Raw genomic sequence first — 20065 nt, 5'->3', positions numbered from 1 at the left:
CAATTACCTTAAACGATTAGGATTTGTAAAAGCTGTTTTTGAATTGACAATTTCGAATCCGAAAAGAATTCCTCCGTAAAATCTCCATTCTTTCCCATAAGTTGCAACACCCTGTTCAACGACCTTATCGAATTGATCGAAGCCGTAAGATGCATTAAAGAAAAGCGCCGTCGGAAATAGATAATATGAGTTCATATGAAGACGGATTTCTGCACCCGCACCTTTTTTGAAATCGGAGAACGAAGTGAAATCACCTGTCCATGCATTGCCGTAATCAAAATGAAATGAGAGAAATATTTTATCGAAATAGAGGAAGCTCAACTTGTAATCAATATTTCTCCAAAGCGGAAAACGATAAGTTAAATTTATCCACGCAATTTCATTTCCGCTGATAGAATAAAACGGATATGCTTTCATTCCTATCAAACCGCCAAGATAAAAATCAAAAAAGTCCGGAACAGCAGGTCCGAGTATTGTTCCACCGACGAGTCGAGTTGTGAGAGTGTGATCTCCCCACAGTTGTGAATAGAGACTTCCGTCAAACAATACACGATGGAAATTGTAATCATTGTATTTTGGAACAAGCAGTCCATCTTCGATCACATACTCGCCTTCGTCATTAAATTCATTCCACTCGTAATCGTAAATTAAATCGAGAGACATTCCAACAGGGTTTATATCAGTATCACGTGTTGGCTTGAGCGCTTCAAAGTTATAGCTCACTCTGAAATCTCTTCCGATAAAATAAGTATCATCAGAAGTTGGGTAAAGAATCGGTTCCCCATCTGTCGGAATTAAAAAGCTTGCTAAAGTTGCAGTGTAACGGCTGAAAATAAATCGGAGTTCAAGATCGTTATAACGATTGATTATTTGATGTCTTGCAGCAAAATCAAACTCCAAAAGATTGTACGTAACTTCAGTTGGAATAATCTGATCGTAGGTTACATTTCCATTTACAGTATCAGGTCCGAAAAGAACATCAACATCTGCTTTCCTGCTTACGCTGTAAAGTTCTGCAGAAAGTTCTGGTCTTAACCCAATTAGACTTAACAAAGGAAGCTTGTTTTTGTATTCAAAGATGAAGAACAAATCACGTTCCCACACAGCATTAATATCTGCACCTGCAAATATTGAGTATCGGTTCAGCATATCATTTGACGCAACGTAAACACCAGGTTTTATTCTCTGCCAGAAACTGTTTTCAGTATTGTAATTATCAAACCTGATGTATGGGAAAAAACTTAATGTTGAAAAAGCACCGCTGTATTTTAATTCAGTGTATTCCGGAGTTTCGTAGTCGTTAAAATTTTTCAGCGAGTCAATATCAAACTGCTCAATATCACCATTCGGCTTTGTCATATCGAGCGGAGGATTTTTTCTCCAGACATAACTTGCTGATGTACTTACATCTTTTTGTTCATCATTATTCACGTAGAAAATTTTGTAACCGGATGAAGTGTATCCGGAATAAGTCAACTCACCGTTTTCATTAACATCCGGCATAAATGCACCGCCCAGAACGTTCGTTAACTGTTTCTTTTCTTTAGTCACCGGATTAAAAGAATAGATATTGTAAATGCCAGTTTCATCTGATGCATAAATTATATTTTCGTTTTTATCAAAAACAGGATTTCTTTCATCTTTGTCCGTTTGAATTACAAATTCATAACCGGTACCATCAACACTTACCTTTGCGATATCTCTTGTCTGATGATACGAATAATCAAAGATTATATATGAATCATCGTTTGAGAATTTAGGATTGTAAACTTGCTCGCCATTTTTAAATTCTGTGAGAGCTTTGAAATTTTTGCCATCGATATCAATAATTCCGAGATTGGTAGTTCCATCTTTCTGAAATAGAAAAACAATTTTCTTTCCATCGTTTGAAACATCAGGTTGATTCGCACGAAGGTTTTCTGTTAATCTTATCTCATCATCTTCATCCACATCGTAAATAAATATATCATGAACGTTGTACCAATTTGGATTGTCTTCAGTAATCTTTGAGTAGAGAATTTTATTTGTTCCCGGAATCCAGCTGTAAGTTGAACGAACTCCAGTGACTAATGTTTTTTCTGTTTTAGTTTCTAGATCATATTCATAAATCGAAGAAGGACTGAAATAATCCGATGACTTGTTTGAGATGTAGTAAATCTTTTTTCCATCTTCGCTGAATGTTGGATAAAAATTGCCAAATCCTTTATCTGCAATTTTATCACCTTCCACTATATTTGATCTGATTTTTTCAACACGCTCCGAATAGTCTTTTTCAAGAAAACTTTTCCATTCGTTATAAATTTCATTTCCATCTTTTCTAAGAACATCTTCAAAAGCTGCATCAATTGTAAAGTTGCCCAGCTTGCCTAGTTTCTCAGTTATCTCTCTAAGCTTATCTTCTCCATACTGTTGAGCAATGTATCTCGTTAAAGCAAAACCTGAGTTGTATACCGACTCATTGCCGAGACTTGTTTTTCCGAAAACTCCCATCTCATTCCAGGTCAGCATATTTCCATCAAGAACGTAGCTTCTTAAAATCATATCGCGATGCGCATCCCAGTTATCGTAATCAAATTCCTGACGCATATATTGAGCGGTTCCTTCAGCGAACCACGCAGGAACGTTCACAGATGCAATCGGATAAGAAATTACATAGTTAGGATAGCCATATAGAATATCAGGTCTTCTTTCTTCCTGATAGTTTAACAATTGAAGAAAAACAGCAGGAACGGAACGCGATAATTTCATTGCCGCCTGAATTTGCACAAGATGAGTGAACTCGTGAGAAATTACATTACGAAGCCAGTTGTGTGTTCCGCGAAGATCGAAATCAAGTGCACTTGTCCATATTTCAATTTTGTTATCGAAGAAATATGTAGCTCCGTTTGAGTAATCGTCAAGATCTTTAATCACATAATGAACTTTATCAGGTTCATAATCATAGAGCGAGCAAATCGGATCCCAGACTTCATCAGCAATTTTAGCTACGACTTTTGCTGTTCGTTCGGCTCCGTTGTGATAATGAACTTCAACGTGTTTTCCTTTAATTGTAAACCAATCCAGTTCGGGATGAAATTCAGTGAACTGGGCGAATAATTTTCCCGATAAAAGTAATATGGTCAGAGCAGAAAGTAGTTTCTTCATTAAGAAAAGTATTTATTTTCAGATTGTAGAATTAGTGATAGGTTCTAATTAATTCTTATAATTTTGCTTAATCGTTTAGTTAGACTTTAATGTAATCCCACTTTTTCTGTCATTCCCACGAAAGTGGGAATCCATTTTATCAAGAATTTGGATTCCCGTTTTCACGGGAATGACACAGGCAATTCTTTACTTTACGACCGCTATTTTAATAACTGCTTGTTCTGTTTTGCCGCAATCGCAGACAGCTTCGATTCGCGCGAGATAAACTCCGCTTTGAATATCGCCAACATTCCAGACAGTTTCATTATCCATTCCACCCTGAGCTTCATCGTTCAGCTCTGCAACAAAATCTCCTGCAAGATCGAAAATCTTTATGTTGATTTTTGAATCTTCAGAAACATAATAACGTATATTTGTTGTTCCTTCGCAGACAGGATTCGGATAGTTGTATGCTCTGTTTGCAGGAAAGAACTCATTTATCCTGTTTGTATTTTCTGCAGCGTCAATGAATGAGGTGTTCTCACTGTTGGCAAATTGTTCCTTCCAAATAATTTCACCTTCAGCCGAACTAATAGACCAGGCTTGCAATAAACCGTCATAATTTGCAGCCACCAAATTGACTTTACCATTTAAATTAAAAAACGAAAGTGTTGAATATGCATGACCTAAAGATATTGGAAAACCAGGAATCAATTTGCCTGACCCACCGTCAATAGCATATATATCACCTTCGTTTGTTGCAAAAACAATCTCAGGTCTGTTATCCCCTTCAAAATCTGCAGATATTGGTGTAGTTCCACGGTATTCACTATTGAACTGAAATGGAAAATTATCAGCCATTGTGCCTTCAAAATTGTTGGCTTCAACTATTGACTTGTTCGATGTAAGGATATAAACATTACCATCTCTTTTTAGATCAGAGAGTGAAAAAGTAAGCGGTATATGATCACCGGAATATTCTACAACATTTAAAATGTTACTGCCTTGTATTACATAAAGTCTTCCCATATGAATTGGCGGAGTAAATTTCTGAGTAAGAAGTAGCGCAATAATATTTCCATCCCGATCTTTTGTTAATGCTAAATCTTGTACAAAATCATCCATAATTAACAATGAACCGGATGAACTAATGTAGATTTTTGTATCAGCAGGAGGTATTTTGGGAGTACAAGTTATAGCATAAAAATCCTCGTGTACTGCAAGATGATTAATATTATAATTGCCAAAGTAGATACTATCCTTCAATTCAGGAGCAACATTAGGTAAAGAACCCAAAGAATATTTATATATACTGCCAGTCCAGGAGCCAAACCATAACTCCTTCTCACCACTCAATTTAGTATTAATTACACAGTTACTTAATATTGGTGGTACTATCAGTTGTCCAGTATTATTGATTGAACCATCGGTCATCCAAAAGTTTAATTCTCCAAGTTCCGGACAAAAAATGTATAGAACATTGTTGAAAATTGTCACGGCTGGTTTACCAATAGAGAAGTATTCCGACGATTTATAAATCAATGAATCTCCTCTGATAACATATAAAGTATAGTTGTCATCGACAGCAATAAAATATACTTCATCATTAAAAACTATGGACGATAGTTTTCCAGCAAATGCTTGAGTTGGTGCAGATGGAAATTTGAATGAGTACAATGGTTTAATAATTGAATCACCAAACTCAACTCTAAAGCTCATTCGGTTATCGATCTCAGAAAAATCTTTAATTGTAATTAAACTGTTTGCACCTGTGTTGGTTAGAGTATTTGGTCGTGTGTCTTTTGCAAAACGGTTTTCAAATAACTCGGAAGGATTATCAGCATACCAGAAATCTTCCTCAAATCCTTCACCAATTACCTGGTCACCGAAAATTGTATAAAAGACTTCACCGATATCCTGCACACCATCGGCTTCTTCAACATCAACTCCGCGACGGGTTTTATCTGTGTTTACTTTGTTATCAGCAATTTTTTCGTTGATAACATTTTCGTCAATGTGCCAGATAACAATTCCATTTCCGGGAACAGCCCAGTCAAATTCATCAACATCAACAATAACTCCTGAGAGTGAATCAACATCAAAGCTGCGGTAACCGGTTGTATCATTTGGGAAAGTCTTCGTCCTTACAAGATCACCAACTGCATAAGAAATCGTTGAACCATCATTATAAGCATCACGAATTCGGTTTTCTATTAAATAATATTCAGAAGAATTTAGAGGAACTTTTAGGATGATAGTATCACTAATACTCGCAGCCAGGTTTGTAACAAGACTTACATCTGCATTTTGAATTTCCATTGTTACTGGTTCAGCCCAACCCAATCTTATTTTTTCCCAGGGAGAAGGTTCAGGTGGATATGTTCCTAAATAGGCAAAAATACTTTGTCCATCCATCAGACCGAATCTTCCGATTGCACTAAGTCCAGTTTCAGTATCAAATAAATCCGGTAAACCGAGATGGCTTCCAACACTCGCACAGAGCAAGCCGTTAATTGTAATTTCAAATAAAAATGTTCCGCTGATAGTTTGGACTTCCCTGCTTTCTGTTTCAGGAATTATCATACTGTTTGTAATTTTGAATGAACCACCGGATACAGGGATACCTTCAAAATTATTTCCGTAAATTTCTTTGAAAGCATTATCACTCAAGTAGAGTGACGGCAGGTCTCTTTCATTTCCAATGCTTCCGGGAAGCGAAATATCTCTTCCAACTCCGGCATGAAAGATCAGGAATACATCATAATCGCTGAAGTTAAATCCGGGATATACTTGATCAGCTTTCGTCCACGCCTCAACAGCAAAATCTGCAATGTTCGTAAAATCATCTGAGCCGGGATCCGGAGAATAATTCCTCATTCTATCAGAAACAGAAAAAGTATCAGGTAAAACCGTGTATTCAATTTCCAGCTTTCCCTTCGAAACTTTGGCAAAATAATTTTTCACAAACAGAAGATGAGACTCAAAATATTTTTTATCATGGGGAAGAGGATCTAAAATATCGCTGCCATAATTCTGGGAGTAAATAGTACCAAACTTTCCATTTCCGAAAGTTGTTCCGTCAGCATCTTCCTGGAAGTTTACCATTATCGCAAGAATTTTTAATGTATCATCGGCTGCTGTTATTGTCTGATTTGTTGCCGGGAAAGGATTAAGCTTTCCAATAAAAGATTGGGCAGATAGTCTGCCCAATTCAAATACTACAAGAATAGAGAGAAGAAGATATTTCATAACAAATTTTTAGATGCCCCTTGGAAATCCTCTTTGTGGTTCCGGAACTGCTCCCCAACCAATCAGAATTGTGAATCTTAATGTTCCATCAAGCGGATGGTTTTCTTCAATCGAGCTGATATAACTGAAATCAAATCCATAAATATCATATCGTAAACCTGCACCGAAGGTTAAGAATTTTCTGTTACCATATGAAGGATCTTCATAGAAGAAACCGCTTCTCAATGCGAAAAGAAAATCACCCGGAGTTCCGTACCAATATTCTAATCCCATCGATGTAATAACATCTCTTAACTCTTCACTCATCGTAGCATCGCCCCAGGAAGTAATAATCCCGGTATAAAATTCTTCCGAAGTCGTAGAATCTCTGCTCACAAGCAACTTGCTGAAATCGAGTGTGTATACTAAAGAGTTAAATTCATCCCTGAGTAATTGGAATGCAAATCCCAACCTGAAGTTTGTTGGAATTGGATCAGATTGTTTAGCGTCAATGTAAGTTATCTTTGGTCCAAGATTGCTTAAGTTAGCACCGATGCTTAACCTGTTTTCAAGTTCCCATCCGAAAATATTCAAATACTCCGGTCTCCACATACCAGCAAGATCAAAACTTACAGAAGTAGCAACACCGGATCCTTCTTCCTCACCAGTCGGCTGATCTGAAAGTCTGCTGTGGATGATTCTGAAGTTAAATCCAATACCCCAATCACTTCCAAGTTTAGTAGCGTATCCCAAAGTTAGTGCTGCATCGTATGCACTGAAAGTACCAACAGGCTCAGGACCGCCTTCAAGTGTTCTTACAAATTCACCAAAATTCATATAGGTAACACTTGCAGTTACGTTACCGCTTAATTCTTCAAGATAAGTTCTGAAAGTAAGGTAATCGTAAAATAAATCAAGATTAAACTGAGGCAGCCAGTTACTGTGAGTGATTGAAACTTCAGTACCGGATAAAAATGCAATACCCGCAGGGTTCCAGAATATTGCAGCTGAGTTATCGGCTAAACCTGTTCCTGATTCACCAAGTGCACCGAATCTTGAGTCAGGTGATAAAAGCAGGAATGGGACAGCAGCTTCTCCCTGAGCAAAAGTTTTTTGGGGAACAGCAAGTAAAGCCAGCCCAATCATCAGGAAAGGCATTAATACCTTCATTCTATTTTTCCTCCTAGAAATTATTATTGCGTCTTTTTTTAACATTTTTCGTTCCTCTTCAGGTTTGAAATATATAAAAATTATTTTGATTAAAAATGCTTAAATATTGCTCACTTATCTGATAACGGACATCTTTCCGAGGACACTTTGAGTGAACTCCCCGTCCGTGGTATTAACGATCAACTTATATAAATACGTTCCATTACCAATTTGATCTCCATCTTCATCTCTGCCATCCCAATCAACCTTTACAAATTTCTGATCTATATTTTTTGATTCAACCTGCTTGATGAGCCTGCCTGCAATCGTGTAAACATTTATCTTCACATCAACCGACTGTGCAAGATTATGCTGAAATGTAAAAGTGGTATTCGATGTAAAAGGATTCGGATAATTGAAAACATCCCTGATCACCAGATCGTTTGATGAGACAACCGTAAAAAAGGATTCCTCATTCGAAAAATTATTAAATACATCCCAAGCTTTTACTTCAAGAGCATAATCACCATCTGACATTTTGTTGAACTGATAATTGATTTCACCCTGCTTTCCGCCGGCATCAAGTTCGCCAACAAAGTAATCGGTAAAATCAATTGGATTTCCTTCATCATTATTTAAAATACCTTCAAGCTTGTGCCCAACTCCTGTGCCAGTAGTATTGAGCCCGGTTTCGTCGTAAAGCTTAACAATCAAATTCGGATCGGGTCCAACGAGGTAAGAACTTACATAATTTGCATTATCAAAGAATATTTCTATCTCCGGACCTTCGCCATCGTTAATCGCGGTCGTATCAGTTCCGCCAACAATAATTTTGTTTGTGAATGCTAATCCATCTGATTCAATATCATAGAAATAAAAAATGATTTTTCCGTTTTTATTTTCATAAGATATATCCTTCGGAACAACAAACTCAGCTTCAAAATCTCCATTAGTTACTGATACTCGTCCACGGAAGATTACTCCACCCTGAATGAGCATCGGATAATTATTAATTTCCTCGAGAAGTTTTGTACGTTCACTATCAAATACTGTTAGTAATCCTTCACCATTATATTCATTCCATTTTGATCCATCCGGTTTAAGAATCGTTCCGGAAATTTTTGTGCTGCTTAACGCTCTTATTTGAACGTCAGCAATTAATGGCTGACCATTTATTGAATCGATGGAGCCTGAGTATTGCGGAACATTTAATCTTAAAGTTGGATCACCAAGCAGGTGAAATTTCTGAGAATTGACTGTGTAATAAACTTGCTTTGTTGCCAAAACAGATATTCCAAGTGGAACACTTAAGCTCATTGTGTCTCTCGGCAGGTTAAGTAAATTACTCATCAGTTCATAATTTAACTGATGATTCTGACCAGAGAAGACCAATCTACCAGAATTGAAAGTGGCTATCGAGCCTGCATTTTTAAGAAACAACATTTCTTCAGCACCACTCTGAAAATTTGGGATGTCGTAATAACCAAAATCACACGTAGCTGCACAAAGGAAAAAGTACTTGTCATTCGCAAGCTGTGGAATTATCACAGATCTTTCAAAAACATACTCGTGAGCCCAAACATCGGGATTGCCGTGACCAATGTAATTGATCAACAATGTTCCCTGATTCATAATTTTCAGGATGTCAGCATTCGCAAGAGGTTTTCTTCTTCCATTGCCCGTGATGACGACCGGGTAATCTGCGAGGTAAATCTTCTTCAAATCAAAAGATTGCGGAATATATAAGTTAGCAAGTCTTTCTGAAGGTGCTGTGTGTTCCGGACCTTCATATCCCGTCGATGTATATCCATCATCTGCTATTAGTGTAACAAGATTTCTCCAAACACCGCGTTCACTATCATTTTCGTATTGTGCTATTTTATCAATGTAGTTGTTAGCTTCAGTTAAATTTCTTACTGTCAGTCTGCCGAAAGCAATATCCGGAATAGGATCGTCACCATCTATTCTGGCAAAAAAGTCGTCAGTGCAATATGAATCCTTTCCATAAATTAACTGCAGAGATTCTTCAGTCTGCCAGGTAACAATGTAGTTATCGCCAAAGCCTTCAACATTTTTATAATCAAAAGTGCCTTTGCCCATCAATAAAAAATATTCAGGTTTAATCTGCCAGTTTTCATAAGCAAATTTTATGAAGTCTCTTACTGCTGATACATCCTGACTTCCACAGGAGAACTCGTTATAAATTTTTTCGATATCGACAACGATAGTTGATATTGATATTCTTGATTCGTTTTCTCTGTAAGATTTTAATCGGTTTGCAGCGTCAAGAAAATTTTTGTGTGAAATTATTATGAACTTTGCCCCGTCGGTAATTCCTCTCAGGTTGGAGTTTTCAACTGTTGCTGGATTAGATGGCGTCAGGTATGTATCATTCCCGATTGCTATGTATTTTCTAATCGAGTCGCCATTTTCCAATGCCTGAAATCTGAAATCACCACCGCTTGGCCAGCCGGGTTTGGGACTAACTTCCAAAACGTTGCTGAAATCAGTTACATCAAATAGTTTTATGTTAGAAGAAGGAAATCCAGTGAGATAGTATTCGACGATAGCAGTAGAATCTTTAGAGAAAAATAACAGACTATTATTTGCCGGTTTTAATTCTTTTTCATAAGTGATTTCAAAATAATCCAGATAACCGATCGATGTTACTGAAGAGGAATTTAATGTAAATCTCAATACGCTTCGATTCTCAGGGAGTGAGCCATTGAAACTTGCCTCCCGTATATGAGCTAATCCAAAAGTGTATGAAGTATTGTATCCTTGCAGCGTTCCGGAAAAAATATTATTCGAGTTTTCTTCTAAAGTCATATTAAATGCTGAAGGTGTCGCATTAATAAATCTGAAGGTATAATTTATAGGCGATGAATCAATCCTGTAATCCAACTTATTCATATAAGTTCTTGTCGGGATAGATTGAGAAAAATCATCACCCATATACTGCCGGCCCGATTTAGCTAAGTTTATTTTATCAATTTCATAATCGGCGAATGCTAAAGTAGAAGTTTGGATTACATCCTGAGAAGTATTTAGACTGGATTTATTTTGAATCCTTTTCCCGTTCTCACCGCCTGCTGTTATCCAAAAATAATTTTTATCGGAGAACGGATGATTCAGTCGTATGATTGTTTGGCTTTCTGGATCAAAATCTCTGAACTGACTTCCTCTTCCGTAAAATAAAATGTAGTCACCATCATCAAAATTGCCATCTGATTCACCTACAACACTGATCGCGTTTTCCACCAGATCGACGGGACGAGGTGCAGTTACTTTTTCTGAGAGAACCTTTCCGCCATTATTATAAATTTTAATTGTTCGGGGATCGATTGACGCAGCATTAAATCCAAATGATTCAAATCGTGCTTTATCAATTTTATAAATTCCTTCTTCAGGAGCTTCGAATCTTACCCATTGACCATTTGCAAGTACGCTGTTTGTAATTTTTGATAATCTTCTGTTGTCTTTCACCCAGTATTTGGCAGCATCATAATTAATAACAGAATATTTTAAAATCTCATCTTCTGTTTTCTGACCGCTAACCTGAGCATTTCCATAATCAATCTGAATTACAATTTTTGAATATAACCTGATGGAGTTAGTATTTACATCAAACTTAACAGGAAACATTCTTATAATCTGAACCTGTAATCCGCGGGCAATTCCGAAATCACCAAATGAAGCCAGTTCGGGAAAGTCAGTATAGTTGTAATATTCAGGTGAGATTTCATACTTAACAGCATCAAGAAAATTTTCTTTTTCATACTTCGCTACTGGTAAAACTTTGCCGTTAATTATTTTGTAAGTAGAACTGAGAACTCTTATTGAATTTCCAAATTCAGAAGGAACGCCGAGGATTAATCTTCTTTCAGGAATTGAAGGAGTTCCGGGTAAAGCTGATTCATTATAAAAGCCAAAAGCCAGATTTGTATTTCTAAATTCCTGATCGTCAATCTTGATAGAAGAAGTATCTATGTATTGAGGTGTGAATTCAAGTATAATTGAATTTTGATTTGAAGAAAGTATTCTGTAATCCTGCTGGGGAAGTAAAATGGGAGTAAACGCTAAAAGTGTTAAAAAGATTTTGCTATTCATTTTAAGGTAATTAAAAATTACTCTGTACAGATTTTTCTCAGATACTTTTATTTAATACTGATATTCTTCAAGAATACCATCAATGTAGCAAAATCCTAATAATACTCCTTTAATTTGAACGAAATTTAGTTAACTATACAATTATCAGTCAAGTCATTTCTTTTCTGTTTAATAAGTCAACTTTTTCAATTATTTCCCGGGTGTTAATGTAGGTTACCGGTATCGTTGAATCAGCCCAAATGACTTTTTTATCAATGCCGATTAGCACCAATAGTCTTCTATTCATACCAAGAAAATTTATCGCATCAAATTGTCTACTTACCTTTTTATCAACATCTGCCAATAATGGAAAATTTAATTTAAGCTTTCTGCAAAATGATGAATGCGATTCAACAGTATCAGTGCTGATTCCAATCACTTTGATGCCATTCTGGATGAACTCATCAAGATGATTGTTGTAGTCGGTTAACTGAGTTGAACAGACCGGTGTATCATCTTTTGGATAAAAAGCGAGCAGAACATTCTTATCAAGATTCTTATATAATTCAAAATTATTTCCTTTTTCATCTTTGAGGATAAAGTTAGGTGCAATCTCCCCTGCTTTCATAAACCAAGTAATTCCTTTTTATTTTTCATTGAATTAATGCAAAACTGAATATGCTCTTCAAGCGGAACAGCGAGTTCCTGAGCACCTTTAATAATATCTTCTCTGTTAACAGTACGGGCAAATGCTTTATCTTTCATTTTTTTTAATACTGATTTCACTTCAACTTCATCTATTGTTCGCGATGGACGTACATAAGTTACGGCAGTTATAAATCCTGCTAACTCATCACAAGCAAATAACACATTTTCAAGCTGAGAAGTTCTCTTAATTCCAGTATAATCTGCGTGGGACATTATTGCATTCCTGAATTGCTCCGAAAATCCTTTTTCTTTAAGTATTTCGTTTCCCTTAAATGGATGTTCTTCAGAAGACGGGAACATTTCATAATCAAAATCGTGCAGCAGCGCAACGTTTCCCCAATATTCAATATCCTCATTTAGTTTTTCTGCATACGCACGGACACAGGTTTCAACTGCCAGTGCATGTTTTATTAAACTTTCACTCTTTGTGTATTCATTAAGAATCTGAAAACAATAATTTCTATCTCTTTCTATCTCAGCCATGTGAATTCTCCTTTAAATATTTATTTTATTCTAGGATTAAAACCGGGACATAAATCTCCGACAATACATTCATCACATTTTGGTCGTCTTGCTACACAAATTTTTCTTCCATGGTTCATTAGGTAATGCCCTAGATTTATCCATTCTTTTGGCGGGAAAATTTCTTTTAATCGTTCTTCTATTTTATCAGGATTATCTGAATCGACAAATCCCATCAGATTAGACAATCGTATAACATGAGTATCGACTGCTATTGCCGGAATCCCAAATGCATTTCCAGCAACAACAGATGCAGTTTTTCTGCCAACACCAGGAAGTGCGTTTAGCGATTCAAAATCTGTTGGAACCTTACCATTATAATTTTCAAGCAATGCCTTGCAGCAATTTTTTATGCTTTTCGTCTTCTGACGATAAAACCCGGTTGAGAAAATATCCTTCTCAAGTTCTTCATTCGAAACATTCAAAAAATCCTGTGGCTTTTTGTATTTCTTGAATAATGATTTGGTCACAATGTTCACTCTTTCATCAGTGCACTGCGCAGAAAGTATTGTAGATATTAATAATTGAAAGGGTGTCTCGAACTCCAGTGCAATTTTTGCAAGCGGATATTCTCTTTTTAATCTTTTAAGAATTTCAGCGGGACGATTTAGGTCGTCTTTAAATTTATGTTCTGTTAAACTTTTCATCTTTTATTCTTAGTCGTTCCACCGGAATGTTTTTTATAATGTGCTGCTGAATGATCTCCTCCACGTCATCAATAACAACATTACCATACCAAATCTGTTCCGGATATACAACAACGGTAATACCATGTTCGCAAGCGTCAAGACATCCTGAAGTATTTGCCCTTACTTCCGTATTCAATCCAAGTTCCTTTAATCTTTTTTTGAATTGCTCTTTAACTAATGGACTGTTTTTCTCAGCACAGCTTCCGCGGGGATGATCGTCAGGTCTTCTGTTTTCACAAATAAAAATATGTTTTTCAAATCGTTTCAATTTTAACTCTTTAAATTTTTTATTAAATGAAAATTACAAATAATTACTAAAACGAATTAAAATTTTTTGGGGAATTTCAGAGATTGGAATTTACGTGTGATTTGTTCCGCTACAGCGGATTGATATGTGGAATCTAAAGTAGTAGCGCGTGCGGGATTCGAACCCGCGATCTCCGCCTTGAGAGGGCGGCGTCCTAAGCCACTAGACGAACGCGCCTGAGATTCAATTAAAAATGAAAAATTTACAATTAGAAATTATTCAAGTCATGAATTCCCAATTGTAAATTGTTAATTGAACATTATTCATTAAAAAGCTGTCCCGCTAGGACTCGAACCTAGACTCTTCTGATCCAGAGTCAGACGTGTTAACCAGTTACACCACGGGACAAAATTTAGTGCGTAAATATAGATATGCGCTTCACTATTTGCAAAGAAATTGCTGTTATCTTGGCTATTTAAAAGACATTACTTATCTGCAGATTACAATTCCTTATGTGAAATTAAATTTTTTTTAACTTCATTATTCGCTAATATTCGCTTACAAAAATTTAAGTTATTATTTATGAAATCGCATATAGCCATACTCTTTATTTTATCAGTCGGGCTGGCATTCCCTCAAAAATTTCAGTATGAGAAAAGCATTGGTAAGTTTGTTAATGCTTCATCTTTTTATATAAATCCAGCCGGTTTCATCTATGTATCTGACATCGCTACTGATGAAATTACAGCAATGGATACTCTTGGGAACACTTTAAAAAAGATCGGAGGATACGGATGGAGAGAAAGTGCGTTCGATAATCCTGTCGATGTCTATGCTGATGCGTTAAAGGTATACGTGGTTGATAAAAACAATAATCGAATTCAGAGATTCGATAAAAACCTGAATTATAATTTTCAGATTTATACTCGAGAAAGTGAAATTGAACAGGAAAGATTCGGTTACCCGTTAAGTGCTGTGATGTCTAATCTTGGTGATGTATTTATCCTCGATTCTGAAAATTCAAGAATAGTAAAGTTTGACATCTTCGGAAATTTTCTTCAAAATTTTGGAGGATACGATTACGGAAATTTTGCCTTGCAAAATCCGCTGCAGCTCGCCGTTTCGATGCAGAATAATATCTTTGTTATTGATGGAGATGAAATAATTATTTTTGATCAGTACGGAAATGGGAGTGGCAGGATTTCTAGTGCGGAAGATTTTAAGAGCATCAGAATCATTTTTGATTGGCTGACTGTAACAACGAAAGATAAAATCTTTTTGGCAAATCTCAGATCGCCGGATTTAAGTCTCCGGGAATTGATCATTGAAGAATATGAAAAAAGTATGGATTTGGTTTCTGCTTTTATCTTCAATAATAAATTGTATGTTCTCACAAAAAAAGAGATACTTATTTTCAACCGATTGTGAGATTCCGAATTGTTTTCTGCTGATATAAAAAACTATCCTTCTTCATTTTTTGCTTCAAGGCATAGCACTTTACTAATTCGGATTTCATTTCTATTGATGTTAGCAATTTGGATAATTGGATTCCTTACACCGATACTTATCCGGATAGATAATCCTATTACAAATTTCTTACTTATAAAAAGCTATTCAAATCTTTGTCATCAGGAAAATGAAAAATGCATTGTACTCATTAATCAGTCGATGCTGGTTTGTGCGAGATGTACAGGTATTTATCTTGGCGCATTCATTGCAGGGTTAATCAGTTTATTCAAAAAATCAAATGAGATAAATTTTAATAAAATTAATATCATGTCTCTGCCTATGTTTCTCGATGTCTTTTTCTCAACAATAGGTATTTATAAATACTCACAAACTTTGGCTTTCATAACTGGCTTAGCATTTGGAGGTATGATTTATATGATCGTTATTTCTGAATTGGAAAATCTAATTATTAACAGAAGTGTAAGGGGAAATGAATAAAAAATATTTATCTGCATTAGTTTGTGGGTTTGGTGCTGCTGTTCTTACAACCATTCCTGGAATGGAAAGTATAGCTTGTTGTACTTTAGTTCCCATAGCAGCTGGTCTGTCAATATTCATTTATAAGAAGTCTCAACCAGGTATAATTAAAATCAACACTGGATCAGGAATATTAGTCGGGGTTTTGACTGGAGTAATAGCTGCTTTGTTTGCCAGTTTTTTTGAAGTTATAATTACATACCTGACAAAGTCGAGCGACCTCGTAGTTTCAATGCCACAGGCTGAACAGTTAGTCAAAGATATGAATTTTGGCCCTGCTGCGGAGCAATCACTGGAAGTTTTAAGGAGAGTGGTAAATGAAATTCAAACCACGGGATTTTCATTCTTATATACCATACTAATTACAATCACAAACCTTATCACTTATTCAATATTTGGAATTCTTGGCGGAATAATTGGGACAGCAATCATAAACAAACGGAGCCAACAGCTTTAAAATGATATCAGCAGTAATATTCTTCGCTCATTTCATTTTCCTGCTTCTCATATTTACCTGGAAGTGGCAGAATGAAGGTACTTCCAGTGGACTGTTAAATGTTAGTTTAATTTTGATTCTATTTGCTGTGGGTTGGTCAATTACCGGTATGATTGCAAAGTTCATAATGGAGCCGGAAGGATTAGGTCTCTATTATGATAGAGACACCTTTTCACTGACACTGCTTACAATCGCAGAGTTTATCTTCTATAAATTCTACTACAAAAAGTCTACTGCAGTCGGTACGGAAAAACAATAACCGCTGTTTGCTCCACCTGCTTCTGGTGCGAACTTAGAGCCTCAAATCTCCATTGTCTCAATGAATTAATTGCAGCATTCTCAAGATGAGTATCTGCTTTCATTTTTGGAATGATTGTCCCGACTGTTCCGTCTGGTAAAATTGTGAATTGCAATTTTATATTCACTTCCTTTTTTACACCTTCGGGATATTGAGGTAAAATGAAACTATAAATTTTTCTCGTTCCTTTTCCACCCCAGTCAATATCAAATCCAAAATTGCCTTCAACGTTACTGTTATTTCCTTCTTCATTCGATTTTGAATTTGAAACCGAAGTTTCTTTGTTTAATTCAGTTCTTTCCTCTGCAATTTCTTTTTCATTATTTGCCGGTTTGATAACATTTTCATCTTCAGTATTAATTGCAACCGGCAAGTCTACTTCTTTGACTTCCGGACTTTTTTCTTTTGATTGCTCCTTCTCGCTCTGCTTCGGAGTTTCTTTGATTATGTTGATCTTATTTCCCTGTGCACCTGATGAACCGGATTGGTCTGCAATGCCAAATGAAAGTTCAACATATTCGGAAGGTATGTAATCGAATGATAAATTAATTAAAAGGAAAAGCAGAATTGCAATTCCATGTAGAACTACTGAAATAGTGTAAGATATTCCAGAACTTTTTTTGGAAGACATAGCACTCCTCCTTATGGATTTTCTTGTTCTGTTTCTATTGTGAATTTTCCGATACCAACAGATTTTGCGGCATCAATTACTTTAATTACAAGATCAATTTGTACTGTCTTATCAGCCCTAATGATAAGACTTCCCTCTTCGCTTACACCTTTCAGCTCAAGCAGTTTACCGGACAACAATTCCATTGTGGTTTGGTCAGGTCCGGCATACACAACACCAGCGGAAGTTATTGTAACTATCATCTTAGTGGGTTCAGACTGCTCATTCGTTTTTGAACCCGGCAGTTTAACTTTTACCCCGGTTTGAATAACAAATTGTGAGGTAAGAAGAAAAAATATTACTAACAGTAAAACAATATCTGTGAGCGAAGAATATGAAAAAATTGTTAATGGTTCATTCGTTGTACTGAATTTCATAATAACACCTTACATTTCAACTTCAATTTCATCATCGAGATCAACTGCTTCAGGAGAGGAATCCTGCATTGTGTCTACAACATCGTTTGCAACTGTCTCCATATCGGAAACAAATTTTTTAATCGAACTTATGAAGTAATTATAAAAAGCATAAGAAGGTATTCCAACTATCAAACCAAAAGCAGTAGTTAATAATGCTTCCCAGATACCGCCTGCAAGATCGCTCGGGTTTGCAGCACCTGCAAGATCTTCAATTCGCATAAAAGCCTGGATCATTCCTGTTACAGTTCCCAGAAATCCAAGTAATGGTGCAACACCAGCAACGGTAGCAAGTATCGAAAGTCCTTTTTCAAGTTTGCTGACTTCCTGTCTGCCAGCATTTTCGATTGCCTCCTTGACTCGCTCGTGTCCCATTCCAAACTTCTTCAAACCTTTTCTTACCATGTTGGCAATAGGTGATTTTTCTCTGAGACAATATGATGCAGCACCACTCATATCTTTATTTTTGATGAAACCACGTATCCGGACAAGGAAAGCAGGTAAATTGATTTTTGCCTTTCGAAGGATTAAAAATCTGTCGATGGCTACGGCTAATGCAATGACCGAGCAGAATAATATTGCCCACATTATCACACCGCCCTTAAGAAAGATTTCGAATAAATTCATTTCTCTCCAAATATTTGTTTTTATTATTTAATATATTTTTCCTGAAATTGTTTAGCAAATTCTTCTGATGTAAAATCACCTACTATTAATCTGTATTCAGGATTCCGCCCTCTTTCAACTGCTTCAACTATTGCATTATAACCTAAGTTGAAATATCTATCGGCTTCCCTGTTAGCATCTTCTTCTGATTTGAATGATGAAATATAAACAACATAAAAATTCTTGTATAAAAATATTCTGTTCGATTTTTCTTCTTTCGGCACCTCAACTATTTTTTGTTCCTCTTTAATAGGAGGAGGAGTTTTTACTTCAGTGACAGGTTTACTTTCAGTTTCAGGATTTCTTTCCGGTTTAGTTTCTGATTTTATTTCCGCAGTTGATTCTTGTTTTACTTCAGGTTTTAATTTTGTGTCTGCATCAGGTTGCGTACCATCGGTAAGTAGAATATCCTTATTATATCCTGATACTTCCGCTTTGTCTTCAGACTTTGGATAGGGATAAGTAACAGCATGCTCATAATCTCTTTCAATAACCTCAACAGATGGTGGAGGTTGAACATTGGCAATGACATTTTGTTTTTGATTGCTTTGCGGAGAACCTTTTATGAAATAAATATAAATGACAATTGCTCCAATAACTATAAACGTAAAAATTGCAACGAACGGGAGAAAGCTGCGACGTTGACCAAATACATTATCTCTCGAATCACCTCTGAATGTTCTGCCTGTTCCCTTATCATCAAACCTGCCTTTACTTTTCCAATTATCTGATTGATACCGGAAAGCCTCGGTCTTTGATTTTACTTCAGTAAACTTAATTTCTTCTTTTTGCTCTTCAGTATCGGTTGTGCTGCTAACGATAAATTTTACCGTGTCACCATCATCAAGGGAATCTTTATCATCTTTATTTGGAGATAAGCGTGAGCTTACTGGTTCGAAACCTTTTAATTTTTTGGCCGGTTCCTTTTTAACTTCATTTTCTATTTTTTTTAGATCAGGTTTTTCCTTTTTATCCGCATCAGCTATTTGATTATCACCAGCCTGACCTTGTTTTTCCTTGTCTAAAAATTTTGCTCCATAGCTCCAGGGAAGAGTTTCCTCCGTACCGGTTTTTTCTGTTTTCTTAGTGACGGTTTTTGTTTCTTCAAAACTTTCTTTTGGTGCTTTAGGTAATTCAGATTCTTTAGTTTTGATTTGTTTTGATTCTTCACTCTTTCCTGAAATTCGATCGGAAATTGATTTGGTGACCGACTTACTTTTCTGCCCGGATTTTATTAAGAAATTTAAATCGAATGTCAGCGGAATTATTAGTTCTTCGACCAGTTCACTATCATAATCTTTTCTTAATCCCGCAATGATAACTTCAGCTTTAGTTGCAAAAGATTTTATCAATTGATTTCTATCCGTATGCGGTGCAAAATCACCCGCAGAAAGGCTTTTCTGAAAATCTTTGTCGTCAACCCAGAGAGTTTTCAGGTTTGCAATCTTTAAAAAGTGCAATGAGCTGAGATCACTTTTAATTTTTGCCTCTTCTGAGAAGATAACCAGTTGAATTAAGTAAGATTTCGGTATTGGGGAATCATGTGATTTTTCAAGCTGAATCCGGCAATTTCTTTTATGAAAATAACCATGGTCGTGGAAATGAAGCAAATCACCAGGTTTCAGTTTATTGCTAATCCTGTTCACAAAGACTTCAAAAAAGAATGATGATATCTCAACAGAAATCCCGCAGCTTTGTGCAACAATTTTTATGAGTTCATCCTTACTAATCATTTCATTCACCTAAAAAGTGTGTTGCTGTGGTTAATTTAATCATTG

The 20065-nt window shown here is 36.1% G+C and carries 16 protein-coding genes and 2 tRNA genes; 4 read left to right on the top strand and 14 right to left on the bottom strand.

From position 1 onward, the window contains the following. Positions 1 to 3: 3 nt before the first annotated feature. The 10 genes from IPM14_16235 to IPM14_16190 all read right to left on the bottom strand — a co-directional run bounded on the left by IPM14_16235 (position 4) and on the right by IPM14_16190 (position 14163). Entirely contained in the window at positions 4 to 3144 is a 3141-nt protein-coding gene (locus IPM14_16235) for a PD40 domain-containing protein (protein MBK9099622.1), read from the bottom strand. Positions 3145 to 3330: 186 nt separating this feature from the next. Next, positions 3331 to 6372, bottom strand: a complete 3042-nt coding sequence (locus IPM14_16230; protein MBK9099621.1) for a T9SS type A sorting domain-containing protein — start codon at positions 6370 to 6372, stop codon at positions 3331 to 3333. Positions 6373 to 6381: 9 nt separating this feature from the next. Continuing rightward, positions 6382 to 7521 carry a type IX secretion system outer membrane channel protein PorV gene (porV, locus tag IPM14_16225; GenBank protein ID MBK9099620.1) on the bottom strand — a complete coding sequence of 380 codons (1140 nt, stop codon included), beginning with the start codon at positions 7519 to 7521 and terminating at the stop codon, positions 6382 to 6384. Between the two features lie 114 nt (positions 7522 to 7635). After that, entirely contained in the window at positions 7636 to 11610 is a 3975-nt protein-coding gene (gene porU, locus IPM14_16220) for a type IX secretion system sortase PorU (protein ID MBK9099619.1), read from the bottom strand. A 148-nt stretch (positions 11611 to 11758) separates the two neighbouring features. Further along, positions 11759 to 12217, bottom strand: a complete 459-nt coding sequence (locus IPM14_16215; protein MBK9099618.1) for a peroxiredoxin — start codon at positions 12215 to 12217, stop codon at positions 11759 to 11761. Beyond that, a complete protein-coding gene (locus IPM14_16210; GenBank protein MBK9099617.1) occupies positions 12214 to 12780 on the bottom strand; it encodes an HDIG domain-containing protein in 567 nt (188 codons plus the stop codon). Before IPM14_16210 ends, IPM14_16215 begins: the two co-directional genes overlap by 4 nt. Before the next feature lie 20 nt (positions 12781 to 12800). After that, a complete protein-coding gene (gene nth / locus IPM14_16205) occupies positions 12801 to 13466 on the bottom strand; it encodes an endonuclease III (protein ID MBK9099616.1) in 666 nt (221 codons plus the stop codon). After that, the gene (locus IPM14_16200) at positions 13444 to 13776 is read right to left on the bottom strand and encodes a (2Fe-2S) ferredoxin domain-containing protein (protein ID MBK9099615.1); all 333 of its coding nucleotides are present in this window, start codon (positions 13774 to 13776) and stop codon (positions 13444 to 13446) included. Before IPM14_16200 ends, nth begins: the two co-directional genes overlap by 23 nt. 142 nt (positions 13777 to 13918) lie before the next feature. Further along, positions 13919 to 13992, bottom strand: a tRNA-Glu gene (locus tag IPM14_16195). Between the two features lie 97 nt (positions 13993 to 14089). After that, a tRNA-Gln gene (locus tag IPM14_16190) sits at positions 14090 to 14163 on the bottom strand. Between the two features lie 174 nt (positions 14164 to 14337). On the opposite strand from IPM14_16190, the gene IPM14_16185 reads away from it, so the two are divergent. The 4 genes from IPM14_16185 (at position 14338) to IPM14_16170 (ending at position 16496) form a co-directional block, all read left to right on the top strand. Beyond that, a complete protein-coding gene (locus IPM14_16185; GenBank protein MBK9099614.1) occupies positions 14338 to 15183 on the top strand; it encodes an NHL repeat-containing protein in 846 nt (281 codons plus the stop codon). A 93-nt stretch (positions 15184 to 15276) separates the two neighbouring features. Next, positions 15277 to 15702 (top strand): DUF2085 domain-containing protein, encoded by a 426-nt coding sequence (locus tag IPM14_16180; GenBank protein ID MBK9099613.1) that lies wholly within the window; start codon positions 15277 to 15279, stop codon positions 15700 to 15702. Then, on the top strand, positions 15695 to 16198 hold the full coding sequence (locus tag IPM14_16175) for a hypothetical protein (GenBank protein MBK9099612.1): 504 nt from the start codon (positions 15695 to 15697) through the stop codon (positions 16196 to 16198). Before IPM14_16180 ends, IPM14_16175 begins: the two co-directional genes overlap by 8 nt. A gap of 1 nt (position 16199) precedes the next feature. Beyond that, positions 16200 to 16496: a hypothetical protein gene (locus IPM14_16170; GenBank protein MBK9099611.1), complete on the top strand. Its 297-nt coding sequence runs from the start codon at positions 16200 to 16202 to the stop codon at positions 16494 to 16496. On the opposite strand, the gene IPM14_16165 is transcribed toward IPM14_16170, so the two are convergent. The 4 genes from IPM14_16165 to IPM14_16150 are packed head-to-tail and all read right to left on the bottom strand — an operon-like array spanning position 16468 to position 20020. Continuing rightward, positions 16468 to 17166, bottom strand: a complete 699-nt coding sequence (locus IPM14_16165) for a hypothetical protein (GenBank protein MBK9099610.1) — start codon at positions 17164 to 17166, stop codon at positions 16468 to 16470. The two genes, IPM14_16170 and IPM14_16165, sit on opposite strands and share 29 nt — an antisense overlap. An 11-nt stretch (positions 17167 to 17177) precedes the next feature. Continuing rightward, a complete protein-coding gene (locus tag IPM14_16160) occupies positions 17178 to 17582 on the bottom strand; it encodes a biopolymer transporter ExbD (protein ID MBK9099609.1) in 405 nt (134 codons plus the stop codon). 9 nt (positions 17583 to 17591) lie between these two features. Then, complete coding sequence (locus IPM14_16155) at positions 17592 to 18248, bottom strand: MotA/TolQ/ExbB proton channel family protein (protein MBK9099608.1); 657 nt, start codon at positions 18246 to 18248, stop codon at positions 17592 to 17594. Positions 18249 to 18271: 23 nt separating this feature from the next. Beyond that, positions 18272 to 20020, bottom strand: a complete 1749-nt coding sequence (locus tag IPM14_16150; protein ID MBK9099607.1) for an SPOR domain-containing protein — start codon at positions 20018 to 20020, stop codon at positions 18272 to 18274. Positions 20021 to 20065: the final 45 nt, after the last annotated feature.

The organism is bacterium (assembly GCA_016716565.1).
In the GTDB taxonomy this organism is placed as follows: Bacteria; Bacteroidota; Ignavibacteria; order Ignavibacteriales; family Ignavibacteriaceae; genus IGN2.
Note: the sequence above shows the minus strand (reverse complement) of the source record. Positions and strands in the feature narration are given on the sequence as shown.